Annotated in this window: 12 protein-coding genes, 1 other RNA gene and 1 pseudogene; 10 read left to right on the forward strand and 4 right to left on the reverse strand. The window is 55.1% G+C overall.

The features are described from left to right. The 7 genes from ACI2JR_RS21790 to ACI2JR_RS21820 form a co-directional block, all read left to right on the forward strand. A partial coding sequence (locus tag ACI2JR_RS21790) for a transketolase-like TK C-terminal-containing protein (protein ID WP_462479458.1) occupies window positions 1-353 on the forward strand: 353 nt, incomplete at its 5' end. A gap of 329 nt (window positions 354-682) precedes the next feature. Then, window positions 683-1702, forward strand: coding sequence for an erythrose-4-phosphate dehydrogenase (epd, locus tag ACI2JR_RS21795; protein ID WP_462479459.1), 1020 nt, complete (start codon window positions 683-685; stop codon window positions 1700-1702). Between the two features lie 77 nt (window positions 1703-1779). Further along, entirely contained in the window at window positions 1780-2943 is a 1164-nt protein-coding gene (gene pgk, locus ACI2JR_RS21800; protein ID WP_032690798.1) for a phosphoglycerate kinase, read from the forward strand. Between the two features lie 195 nt (window positions 2944-3138). Further along, on the forward strand, window positions 3139-4218 hold the full coding sequence (gene fbaA, locus ACI2JR_RS21805; protein ID WP_132731947.1) for a class II fructose-bisphosphate aldolase: 1080 nt from the start codon (window positions 3139-3141) through the stop codon (window positions 4216-4218). A 186-nt stretch (window positions 4219-4404) separates the two neighbouring features. Beyond that, on the forward strand, window positions 4405-5265 hold the full coding sequence (locus tag ACI2JR_RS21810) for a small-conductance mechanosensitive channel MscS (protein ID WP_462479460.1): 861 nt from the start codon (window positions 4405-4407) through the stop codon (window positions 5263-5265). Between the two features lie 151 nt (window positions 5266-5416). Continuing rightward, window positions 5417-6052 carry an arginine exporter ArgO gene (gene argO / locus ACI2JR_RS21815; protein WP_132731945.1) on the forward strand — a complete coding sequence of 212 codons (636 nt, stop codon included), beginning with the start codon at window positions 5417-5419 and terminating at the stop codon, window positions 6050-6052. Between the two features lie 90 nt (window positions 6053-6142). Further along, window positions 6143-6904, forward strand: a complete 762-nt coding sequence (locus ACI2JR_RS21820) for an oxidative stress defense protein (protein ID WP_132731944.1) — start codon at window positions 6143-6145, stop codon at window positions 6902-6904. Between the two features lie 54 nt (window positions 6905-6958). On the opposite strand, the gene argP is transcribed toward ACI2JR_RS21820, so the two are convergent. Further along, window positions 6959-7852, reverse strand: a complete 894-nt coding sequence (gene argP / locus ACI2JR_RS21825) for a DNA-binding transcriptional regulator ArgP (protein WP_132731943.1) — start codon at window positions 7850-7852, stop codon at window positions 6959-6961. Window positions 7853-8019: 167 nt separating this feature from the next. On the opposite strand from argP, the gene rpiA reads away from it, so the two are divergent. The 3 genes from rpiA to ACI2JR_RS21840 all read left to right on the forward strand — a co-directional run bounded on the left by rpiA (window position 8020) and on the right by ACI2JR_RS21840 (window position 10437). Then, a complete protein-coding gene (rpiA, locus tag ACI2JR_RS21830) occupies window positions 8020-8679 on the forward strand; it encodes a ribose-5-phosphate isomerase RpiA (RefSeq protein WP_462479461.1) in 660 nt (219 codons plus the stop codon). Window positions 8680-8946: 267 nt separating this feature from the next. Next, entirely contained in the window at window positions 8947-10179 is a 1233-nt protein-coding gene (gene serA, locus ACI2JR_RS21835) for a phosphoglycerate dehydrogenase (protein ID WP_132731941.1), read from the forward strand. Window positions 10180-10245: 66 nt separating this feature from the next. Next, window positions 10246-10437, forward strand: coding sequence for a DUF2238 domain-containing protein (locus tag ACI2JR_RS21840; RefSeq protein ID WP_462479476.1), 192 nt, complete (start codon window positions 10246-10248; stop codon window positions 10435-10437). Window position 10438: 1 nt separating this feature from the next. On the opposite strand, the gene ACI2JR_RS21845 is transcribed toward ACI2JR_RS21840, so the two are convergent. The 3 genes and pseudogenes from ACI2JR_RS21845 to ACI2JR_RS21855 all read right to left on the reverse strand — a co-directional run. Then, complete coding sequence (locus tag ACI2JR_RS21845; RefSeq protein WP_132731940.1) at window positions 10439-11038, reverse strand: 5-formyltetrahydrofolate cyclo-ligase; 600 nt, start codon at window positions 11036-11038, stop codon at window positions 10439-10441. Window positions 11039-11163: 125 nt separating this feature from the next. After that, window positions 11164-11347: non-coding RNA, 6S RNA (gene ssrS, locus ACI2JR_RS21850), on the reverse strand. Between the two features lie 41 nt (window positions 11348-11388). After that, a pseudogene (locus tag ACI2JR_RS21855) lies at window positions 11389-11528 on the reverse strand (cell division protein ZapA); the annotation flags it as partial.

Genomic DNA, 11528 nt, shown 5'->3' on the forward strand with positions numbered 1-11528 from the left:
GTTCGCAGCCGGAGCTGATCTTCATCGCCACCGGTTCTGAAGTGGAGCTGGCGGTTGCCGCGTGGGACAAACTGACGGCCGAAGGGGTGAAGGCGAGGGTGGTCTCCATGCCGTCCACCGACGCGTTCGACAAGCAGGACGCGGCGTACCGTGAATCGGTGCTGCCGAAAGCGGTCTCCGCTCGTGTGGCCGTTGAAGCGGGTATCGCCGACTACTGGTTTAAATACGTCGGCCTGAACGGCGCCATCGTTGGCATGACCACCTTCGGTGAGTCTGCGCCGGCGGAGCTGCTGTTCGCAGAGTTTGGCTTCACCGTTGACAACGTGGTGGCGAAAGCGAAAGCGCTGCTGTAATCGTTAATCGTCCGCTTAGCCGGGCGGTAACGACTGAATAAGCCGGGGATTTCCCCGGCTTTTTTTGTCGCCGTTATTCCCGATGCCCGCCGCTAGATTGCGTATTATTCCAACCAAAATGTGATGTATGTCAGATAACTCACTTCTTCCGCTGGACAGACATTCCTTTTATTCCTCGTTTGGCTTATTCTAGCTGAAGCGTTTCAGTCGTTTAAATGTTCGACAATTAATCAATCAGTCGCAGTTTGCGACGGGTAAGGTTTCCCTTAGAGCGTTGCTGGATTACTCTGTCAGCCATCTCAAATCAGGGACAACCTTGCAGGAGACCTATGACCATACGCATCGCGATTAATGGCTTCGGTCGCATAGGGCGCAACGTGGTTCGCGCGTTATATGAATCCGGGCGTCGTGCGGAAATTACCGTGGTGGCAATCAACGAGCTGGCGGATGCGGCGGGCATCGCGCATTTGTTGAAATATGACACCAGCCATGGGCGCTTTGCCTGGGATGTTCGCCAGGAGAGAGAACAGCTGTATGTCGGCGATGATGCGATTCGCCTGCTACACGAGCCTTCGATAGCGGCGCTACCTTGGCAGGAGCTGGCGGTTGATATTGTTCTTGATTGTACCGGCGTTTACGGTAGCCGTGAGCATGGCGAAGCCCATCTTCAGGCTGGGGCAAAGAAAGTGCTCTTTTCCCATCCCGGCAGCAGCGATCTCGACGCAACCGTTGTTTTTGGCGTGAACGATGATGAGTTGCGTACAGAGCACCGTATTGTCTCCAACGCCTCCTGCACCACCAACTGCATTATCCCGGTCATCAAGCTGTTAGATGATGCCTATGGCATTGAGTCAGGAACGGTCACAACTATCCACTCTGCCATGCACGACCAGCAGGTGATCGATGCCTATCATCCGGACCTGCGCCGTACCCGCGCGGCCAGCCAGTCGATCATTCCGGTTGATACCAAACTTGCGGCGGGGATTACGCGAATTTTCCCGCAGTTTAATGACCGTTTTGAAGCGATTGCGGTCCGCGTACCGACGATTAATGTGACGGCGATCGACCTTAGCGTGACGGTCAAAAAACCGGTAAAGGCCAATGAAGTCAACCAGTTGCTGCAAAAATCAGCACAAGGTGCATTTCATGGTATAGTTGACTATACGGAAATACCGTTAGTCTCGATAGATTTTAACCACGACCCGCACAGCGCCATCGTGGATGGCACCCAAACCCGGGTCAGTGGCGCTCACCTGATCAAGACATTGGTCTGGTGCGATAATGAATGGGGCTTTGCTAACCGGATGCTCGACACGACGTTAGCGATGGCTGCTATTGGTTTCAGGTGAGACATCCCTGCGTAACATCGTTCACGATGGTGCGTATGGCGTCTGCAAAACTTTAAGAATCATTGAGAGGATTCACCATGTCTGTAATTAAGATGACCGATCTGGATCTGGCTGGTAAACGCGTTTTTATCCGTGCTGATCTGAACGTACCAGTTAAAGACGGGAAAGTAACCAGCGACGCGCGTATCCGTGCTTCTCTGCCGACCATTGAGCTGGCTCTGAAACAGGGTGCTAAAGTGATGGTCACTTCTCACCTGGGTCGTCCGACCGAAGGCGAGTACAACGAAGAATTCTCTCTGCTGCCGGTTGTTAATTACCTGAAAGACAAACTGTCTAACCCGGTACGTCTGGTTAAAGATTACCTGGATGGCGTGGAAGTTGCCGCTGGTGAACTGGTTGTTCTGGAAAACGTTCGCTTTAACAAAGGCGAGAAGAAAGACGACGAAGCGCTGTCTAAAAAATACGCGGCGCTGTGCGACGTGTTCGTCATGGACGCCTTCGGTACTGCCCACCGTGCGCAGGCATCTACCCACGGTATCGGTAAATTCGCCGACGTCGCTTGCGCCGGTCCGCTGCTGGCGGCAGAACTCGACGCGCTGGGTAAAGCGCTGAAAGAGCCGGCTCGCCCGATGGTCGCCATCGTCGGTGGTTCTAAAGTCTCCACCAAACTGACCGTTCTGGACTCCCTGTCTAAAATCGCTGACCAGCTGATCGTCGGTGGCGGTATCGCCAACACCTTCGTTGCCGCTCAGGGCCACAACGTCGGTAAATCCCTGTACGAAGCTGACCTGGTTGACGAAGCGAAACGTCTGCTGACCACCTGCGATATCCCGGTTCCGACCGATGTTCGCGTGGCCACCGAGTTCTCCGAAACGGCGACCGCCACCCTGAAATCTGTCAACGATATTAAAGATGACGAGCAGATTCTGGATCTGGGCGACGTTTCTGCACAGAAACTGGCTGATATCCTGAAAAACGCCAAAACTATTCTGTGGAATGGCCCGGTTGGCGTATTCGAATTCCCGAACTTCCGTAAAGGTACTGAAATCGTGGCTAACGCCATCGCCGATAGCGAAGGTTTCTCCATCGCCGGCGGCGGCGACACCCTGGCGGCGATTGACCTGTTCGGTATTGCGGACAAAATTTCCTACATCTCCACTGGCGGCGGCGCATTCCTCGAATTCGTGGAAGGCAAAGTCCTGCCAGCAGTAGCAATGCTTGAAGAGCGCGCTAAGAAGTAAGTTTGATCAGGCGGGAAATTCCCGCCTGTTTTTCAAATCACATTCAATTTGTTGCTCTAAATAATTCGTGTTGCCGGAGGTCGGCGACACCGCGAATCCCAGGCACTCAGGTGACCCGGGTAAACGAGGACAGCCAAACTACGGCGGCACGAGTTATGACGAGCTGAAACGGCCGAAGATACAGGACTACGTAACATGTCTAAAATTTTTGATTTCGTAAAACCTGGCGTGATCACTGGTGATGACGTTCAGAAAGTGTTCCAGGTAGCTAAAGAAAACAACTTCGCTCTGCCAGCGGTTAACTGCGTGGGCACTGACTCCATCAACGCCGTTCTGGAAGCCGCTGCAAAAGCGAAAGCTCCGGTTATCGTTCAGTTCTCCAACGGCGGCGCCGCGTTCATCGCAGGCAAAGGCGTGAAAACCGACGTTCCGCAGGGCGCTGCAATCCTGGGGGCTATCTCTGGCGCACATCATGTTCACCAGATGGCTGAACACTACGGCGTGCCGGTTATCCTGCACACCGACCACTGCGCGAAGAAACTGCTGCCGTGGATCGACGGTCTGCTGGACGCGGGTGAAAAACACTACGCTGCCACCGGCAAACCGCTGTTCTCTTCTCACATGATCGACCTCTCTGAAGAGTCTCTGCACGAAAACATCGAAATTTGCTCTAAATATCTCGCGCGCATGGCCAAACTGGACATGACTCTGGAAATCGAACTGGGCTGCACCGGTGGCGAAGAAGACGGCGTGGATAACAGCCACATGGACGCTTCTGCTCTGTACACCCAGCCGGAAGACGTTGATTACGCGTACACTGAACTGAGCAAAATCAGCCCGCGTTTCACCATCGCGGCTTCCTTCGGTAACGTACACGGCGTGTACAAACCGGGTAACGTGGTTCTGACCCCGACTATCCTGCGCGACTCTCAGGAATACGTTTCTAAGAAACACAACCTGCCGCACAACAGCCTGAACTTCGTATTCCACGGTGGTTCCGGTTCTTCTGCTCAGGAAATCAAAGACTCCGTTAGCTACGGCGTGATCAAAATGAACATCGATACCGATACCCAATGGGCAACCTGGGACGGTATCCTGCAGTACTACAAAACTAACGAAGCTTACCTGCAGGGCCAGCTGGGCAACCCGAAAGGCGAAGACCAGCCGAACAAGAAATACTACGATCCGCGCGTATGGCTGCGCGCTGCCCAGACCTCCATGGTGACGCGTCTGGAACAGGCATTCAAAGAACTGAATGCGGTTGACGTTCTGTAAGAAAATTCTGTTTCTTACCCACAAGCCCGCTGATTAGCGGGCTTTTTCATATCGAAGCAATACGATATTCTGCCGAGAAATTGTGATCAACTTGGCAAAACATGCACTTATTGTTTACCCTTAACCTACCTGCCGTTTTGCAGGCCTGGTTTTTATTCCCCTTCGGGTATTCATAAGGAATGTTAAATGGAAGATTTGAATGTTGTCGACAGCATAAATGGTGCGGGAACCTGGCTGGTCCGCAACCAGGCGCTGCTGCTGAGCTATGCCGTCAACATCGTTGCGGCGTTAGCCATTATCATTATCGGGATGATTGTGGCGCGCATCGTCTCAAACACGGTTAACCGCCTGATGCTGGCGCGTAAGATTGACGCCACCGTTGCCGATTTTCTCTCCGCCCTGGTGCGTTATGCCGTTATCGCGTTCACCCTGATTGCCGCATTGGGCCGTGTCGGCGTACAGACGGCCTCGGTGATTGCCGTACTCGGTGCCGCCGGTTTAGCCGTTGGTCTGGCGCTGCAAGGTTCACTGTCTAACCTCGCCGCTGGCGTACTGCTGGTGATGTTCCGCCCGTTCCGCGCCGGTGAATACGTTGATCTCGGCGGCGTTGCCGGTACCGTGCTGAGCGTGCAGATTTTCTCCACCACCATGCGTACCGCTGACGGTAAAATCGTGGTCATCCCGAACGGGAAAATTATCGCCGGCAATATCATTAACTTCTCCCGTGAACCGGTACGTCGCAACGAGTTTATCATCGGCGTCTCCTACGATGCCGACATCGATAAAGTCAAACAGCTGCTGATGAACATCATCGAATCGGAAGATCGTATCCTCAAGGATCGCGAAATGACCGTGCGCCTGAATGAGCTGGGGGCCTCCTCGGTGAACTACGTGGTACGCGTCTGGAGCCAGAGCAGCGATCTGCAAAGCGTTTACTGGGATGTGCTGGAGCGCATTAAGCGCGATTTTGACGCCAACGGCATCAGCTTCCCGTACCCGCAGATGGACGTGCACGTGGTTCGTCCACAGGAAAAAGAAGCGGAGTAATACAGCCGTTTATCGACAAGGCCAGCGCTGCTGGCCTTTATTGTTTTTATGTTATTAGCCAATCTTATTAATGATTAAAATTATCAATTTCCTCTAATGATTTTAGCGCGTTATATTCATCTGCATTAACGACCTCATCGGAAAATCCAACATGTTATCGTATTACTTTCAGGGGCTTGCCCTGGGAGCGGCTATGATTTTGCCGCTTGGTCCGCAAAACGCCTTTGTGATGAATCAGGGCATTCGTCGTCAGTATCATTTAATGATTGCGTTGCTGTGCGCGGTGAGCGACCTGGTGCTTATTTGCGCCGGTATTTTTGGCGGCAGCGCGCTGCTGATGCAGTCGCCGTGGCTGCTGGCGCTGGTGACCTGGGGAGGCGTGGCCTTTCTGCTATGGTACGGCTTTGGCGCGCTGAAAACGGCGTGGAGTAGCAACCTGGAACTGGCCAGCGCGGAGGTAATGAAGCAGGGGCGCTGGAAAATTATCGTCACCATGCTGGCGGTGACCTGGCTTAATCCCCACGTCTATCTCGATACCTTTGTGGTGCTGGGTAGCCTGGGCGGCCAGCTTGCCGTCGAGCCGAAGCGCTGGTTTGCGCTGGGGACCATCAGCGCGTCGTTCCTGTGGTTTTTTGGCCTGGCGCTGCTGGCGGCCTGGCTGGCGCCGCGTTTGCGCACCGCGCGCGCGCAGCGGGTGATTAACGTGCTGGTGGGGCTGGTGATGTGGTTTATCGCGCTGCAGCTGGCAAAGGACGGTCTATTACATCTCCAGACCTTATTGAACTAAGCGTTGTCCGATGGACTTTCGCCGCATACGCGTTAAGCTTGCAGGCATGCGTCCGCGTATGGACGACCAATGTAAGATGGAGAAACGACAGTGAAGTTAAAACTCATGGCCCTGGCGGCAGCAATCGGATTTAGCGCAATGGCAGTGCAGGCAAATGAATTGCCGAATGGCCCACACATTGTGACTTCAGGTACCGCCAGCGTGGCGGCGGTTCCTGATATCGCCACCCTGGCGATTGAAGTTAACGTCGCGGCGAAAGATGCGGCCTCGGCGAAGAAGCAAGCCGATGAGCGCGTGGCGCAGTACCTCTCTTTCCTGGAAAAGAACGGTATTGCCAAAAAAGATATTAATTCAGCCAACCTGCGTACCCAGCCTGATTACGATTATCAGAATGGCAAAAGCATCCTGAAAGGCTACCGCGCGGTGCGCACCGTTGAGGTGACGTTGCGCCAGCTGGACAAGCTGAATGGTCTGCTGGACGGCGCGTTAAAGGCCGGTCTGAACGAAGTACGCTCCGTTTCGTTAGGCGTTGCGCAACCGGATACCTACAAAGACAAAGCGCGTAAAGCGGCAATTGATGACGCCGTGCATCAGGCGCAGGAACTGGCGTCAGGCTTCCACAGCAAGCTGGGACCGGTCTATAGCGTGCGCTATCATGTCTCCAACTATCAGCCGAGCCCGATGGTGCGGATGATGAAAGCCGCCGATGCCGCCCCGGTTTCCGCACAGGAAACCTACGAGCAGGCGACCATTCAGTTTGACGATCAGGTCGATGTGGTCTTTGAACTGCAGCCGGGTCAGCCCGCATCAGCGCCTGCGGCACCGGCGAAACAGCCCGAAGCGGCGCAGTAAGTCAGCAAATAAACAAGCCACTTCATCGGAAGTGGCTTTTTTTATCGCTCGCGCTTAGTCCTGGCGCAGCACCTTGTGACCGTAGTCGATCAGCGCATCGGTCACCCGGCGCATCATCCGGCTTTCCGGTGCGAAGCGGTGCCAGTAGAGCATCCGCCGCTGAAACAGCCCCGGCGTCAAATCGATAAGCTCACCGCTGTTCAGCTCTTTTTCAATCTGCAGATGCGGGATCATACAGCAGGTGGTCCCCTGACGTGCGAGCTGTACAAAGGCTTCCGAAGAGTTAACGATATGGCAAGGCACGCTGCCCGGCGGCAGGTCGAAGTTCTGCTGTAGAAACGCCTGATGCATATCATCCAGATGATCGAAGGCGACAACCGGCGCTTTGAGCAGCGCTGAGCGGGTGACGCCATTGGGGAAGTAGCGTTGCGCAAACTCTTTCGAGGCGACGAACAGATAGTCCAGTGCCCCGAGCTGATCGACGAGGCAGCTTGGCAGCGCCTGCGGCTGGATACTCACCGCGCCGACCACTTCGCCGCGGCGTAGGCGCTCCTGAGTACGGGTTTCATCTTCCACCTGCAAATTGAGGCGGATAGGGGAGTCGGAAAGTACGCTGGACAGCGCGGGCAGCAGCCAGGTGGCCAGACTGTCGGCGTTAACCGCCAGCGACAGCAGCAGCGGCGTGGAGCCGGTCTGCTCATCGCCCAGCCACTCCTCTTCCAGCAGCTCAACCTGACGCAGCAGGGCCAACAGTTTCTGGCCTTGTTCGGTCGGACGCGGCGGCACGGTACGGACCAGCAGCGGCTGCCCGAACATATTTTCCAGCTGTTTAATACGCTGAGAGACGGCGGACTGTGTAATGCATAGCTTCTGCGCGGCGCGCTCAAACCCACGTTCTCTTATCACCGCGTCCAGCGCCTGTAGTGTTCTGTAGTCCGGTCGTTTCATTATTCTGGCGTACCCCTATCACTTTTCATTACCTCGCACTATGACATAAATTCGTTTTTGATGAAGATGAAAAATGGTCTGCTTAGTTGTGTGACCCCACCGCAGGGACAATTCCCCGCCTGGTGTTCTATAATGCGCCACAGGTATTCACATCTCGGACCATAATCATGACGCAAGATGAACTGAAAAAAGCAGTAGGCTGGGCGGCATTGCAATATGTACAACCGGGCACCATCGTCGGTGTCGGTACCGGCTCCACGGCCGCGCATTTTATCGATGCGCTGGGCACCATGAAAGGGCAGATTGAAGGCGCGGTCTCCAGCTCCGATGCTTCCACCGAAAAACTGAAAGGCCTTGGCATCCCGGTTTTCGATCTCAATAGCGTTGACCGTCTGGGGATTTACGTTGACGGCGCCGATGAGATTAACGGCCATATGCAGATGATTAAAGGCGGCGGCGCGGCGTTAACCCGCGAGAAGATTATCGCCTCGGTGGCGGACAAGTTTATCTGCATAGCCGACGCCTCCAAGCAGGTTGATATTCTTGGTACGTTCCCGCTGCCGGTGGAAGTGATTCCGATGGCGCGCAGCGCCGTGGCGCGTCAGCTGGTGAAGCTGGGCGGCCGTCCGGAGTATCGTCAGGGCGTGGTGACCGACAACGGCAACGTGATTCTTGACGTCTTCGGCCTGGAAATTCTGGATGCCGTCGCGCTGGAAAATACCATCAACGGTATTCCTGGCGTTGTCACCGTCGGGCTGTTTGCCAACCGCGGGGCTGATGTGGCACTCATCGGTACCGCCGATGGTGTAAAAACCATCGTAAAATAATCTGGATCGAGGGAGCGAGCGGCTCCCTCGCAAATATTTTTTCTCCTGGCTGAATTTAGTGACTTCTGTCACATTTATGCAACCAGTATTAGTAACAATCTACCTTTTCCCCGCTTTCTGGTGTTTTGTCCTGCCATTTCCCTCTGAGTGATATTTCTTCAGGTCGCCGACGCAAACGTTCATATTGCCGCGATAGTTTTTTTTGATATGTTGCTGGAAGAACTTTCGTTCCGCACGACATCAGATAAGACAAAACAGGACGGGGAAATGGCTAAGGTATCACTGGAAAAAGACAAGATTAAGTTTCTGCTGGTTGAAGGTGTGCATCAGAAAGCGCTGGAGAACCTCCGCGCGGCAGGCTACACCAACATTGAATTTCACAAAGGCGCGCTGGACAGCGAGGAGCTGAAAGCGTCGATCCGTGATGCCCATTTCATTGGCCTGCGTTCCCGTACTCATCTGACTGAAGAGATCTTCGCCGCGGCGGAAAAACTGGTGGCGGTTGGCTGTTTCTGTATCGGCACCAACCAGGTGGACTTAAACGCGGCGGCGAAACGCGGGATCCCGGTGTTCAACGCCCCGTTCTCGAATACCCGCTCCGTGGCGGAGCTGGTGATTGGCGAGCTGCTGCTGATGCTGCGCGGCGTGCCGGAAGCCAATGCCAAAGCGCACCGCGGCGTGTGGAACAAACTGGCGGTCGGGAGTTTCGAGGCGCGTGGTAAAAAGCTGGGGATTATCGGCTACGGGCACATCGGCACGCAGCTGGGTATTCTGGCGGAATCGCTGGGTATGCACGTTTATTTCTATGATATCGAAAGCAAACTGCCGCTGGGCAACGCCACTCAGGTTCAACACCTCTCCGACCTGCTGAACATGAGCGACGTGGTGAGCCTGCATGTGCCGGAAAATGCCTCCACCAAAAATATGATGGGTGCAGAAGAGCTGGCGCTGATGAAACCCGGCGCGCTGCTGATCAACGCCTCTCGCGGTACGGTGGTGGATATCCCGGCGCTGTGCGATGCCCTGGCGCGTAAGCATCTGGCGGGCGCGGCGATTGATGTGTTCCCGACCGAACCGGCCACCAACAGCGACCCGTTCACCTCGCCGCTGTGCGAGTTCGACAACGTAATCCTGACGCCGCACATCGGTGGCTCTACCCAGGAAGCGCAGGAGAATATCGGTCTGGAAGTGGCGGGCAAGCTGGCAAAGTATTCCGACAACGGTTCGACGCTCTCGGCGGTTAACTTCCCGGAAGTTTCTCTGCCGCTGCACGGCGGGCGCCGTTTGCTGCACATCCATGAAAACCGTCCGGGCGTGCTGACCGCAATCAACCAGATTTTTGCCACTCAGGGCATCAACATCGCGGCGCAGTATCTGCAAACCACGCCGCAGATGGGCTATGTGGTTATCGATATTGAGGCGGAAGAGGATGTGGCGCAACAGGCGCTGCAGGCGATGAAAGCCATTCCTGGCACCATCCGCGCGCGTCTGCTGTTCTGATTCGTCGAAAGGATCCCTGCGGGGATCCCTTTAACTGATGAATCAATCTCTGCTTAATTTCACGCCATTACTCTGATAGTGGGCGGGAGGTATACCTCTGCCAACGTGGCGATAGGCTTTGATGTGCAGGTGTGGCTGAATGTAAGCCGTAATCCGTACCACAACCCTGGCCACTTTTTCCAGCAGATGGCGCCGGCACCGATCTTCCTGTTAAGCGGTTGGCATCACAGAGCACTAAAGACGTCGGGCGGCAAATAAGCTACGCCCACTGCCACAGTTTTGCGGGCGTTATCACCGCGGGCAGCGGGATATCCCACTGCTCCGCGGGCAGTGCCTCGACCTGCTGGCAGTCATGGGCATAGCCGACAGGCTGCAGGCGATAGCGCTGCCAGTTTTGCAATGTCCGGTCGTAAAATCCGCCGCCCATCCCCAGACGCTGCCCGGAGGCATCAAAAGCGACGAGCGGGACGATCAGTACGTCCAGTTGGCTCAGCGGCAAGACGTCGCGTACATCAAGCTTCGGCTCGTGAATTCGCAACCGGTTCAGCACCAGCTCGCTATGCGGATGGTAGTGCAAAAACAGCAGGTTTCCCGGACTAAAAGGGTGGAGCACGGGGAGATAGACCCGCTTGCCGGCTCGCCACAGCTGGTCGATCAGCGGCTGGGTATCGAGTTCGCCATCAAAGGATAGAAACAGCGCGACGGTGCGTGCCATCACCATCGGCGGGTAGGCCATCATTCGATCCGCGCCCTGTTGGGCGAACTGCCGCTGCTGTTCTGGCGTCAGCGCGCGTCGACGCTGGCGAATCTGCTGACGAATCTGTTGCCGGTTGGCCTGAGTATCAAAAATTTGGGTCATGATCGATCGCCTGCTTTGGCATTATCACGGCATGGCGTGAGCCTGGTATGCATGTAGGCGTAGTGTAATACACAAGGAGTGAAATGCTGAAGATGAAGCCGTGAGGGATGAAACGAAAAAGAAAGGGAATCTCCGAGATGCCGCCGCAGGCTGTAACCCTTGAACCCTTGGTTCAAGGTGAATGCGTCGTCACAGTTTTAAGGCTTCTCGGACGGACCGAGCATGCTCACCAACCGTGGAGCGCCACATTCTTGTGGTATGAAATATCGGCTCAGGGGACTGGCCCGCTTGCAAACATCTCAGAGAAATTTTGTTCTTGCGATTACTCTAACACAGTTAACGGCAAAGTGTTATTCAAACTTCGGCCCGGTTCTTTCGCTTATGCGACCTTGCTCAAGCAACGCTTGTTCGATGGTCTGCTGAAGCATCCGAATACGCTGCTCCATGCTGGAAGCGTAATCGCGGGTTTTCGCTTTTTCCTGAGTCAACT

The sequence above is a fragment of the Klebsiella sp. NPDC088457 genome, from assembly GCF_044900465.1.
Taxonomy (GTDB): Bacteria; Pseudomonadota; Gammaproteobacteria; order Enterobacterales; family Enterobacteriaceae; genus Klebsiella.

What these genes read in the sequence shown, in the direction of transcription:
- epd (WP_462479459.1), top strand. Translation starts at nt 683, where the DNA reads ATGACCATACGCATCGCGATTAATGGCTTCGGTCGCATAGGGCGCAAC.
- pgk (WP_032690798.1), top strand. Translation starts at nt 1,780, where the DNA reads ATGTCTGTAATTAAGATGACCGATCTGGATCTGGCTGGTAAACGCGTT.
- fbaA (WP_132731947.1), top strand. Translation starts at nt 3,139, where the DNA reads ATGTCTAAAATTTTTGATTTCGTAAAACCTGGCGTGATCACTGGTGAT.
- ACI2JR_RS21810 (WP_462479460.1), top strand. Translation starts at nt 4,405, where the DNA reads ATGGAAGATTTGAATGTTGTCGACAGCATAAATGGTGCGGGAACCTGG.
- argO (WP_132731945.1), top strand. Translation starts at nt 5,417, where the DNA reads ATGTTATCGTATTACTTTCAGGGGCTTGCCCTGGGAGCGGCTATGATT.
- argP (WP_132731943.1), bottom strand. Translation starts at nt 7,852, where the DNA reads ATGAAACGACCGGACTACAGAACACTACAGGCGCTGGACGCGGTGATA.
- rpiA (WP_462479461.1), top strand. Translation starts at nt 8,020, where the DNA reads ATGACGCAAGATGAACTGAAAAAAGCAGTAGGCTGGGCGGCATTGCAA.
- serA (WP_132731941.1), top strand. Translation starts at nt 8,947, where the DNA reads ATGGCTAAGGTATCACTGGAAAAAGACAAGATTAAGTTTCTGCTGGTT.
- ACI2JR_RS21845 (WP_132731940.1), bottom strand. Translation starts at nt 11,038, where the DNA reads ATGACCCAAATTTTTGATACTCAGGCCAACCGGCAACAGATTCGTCAG.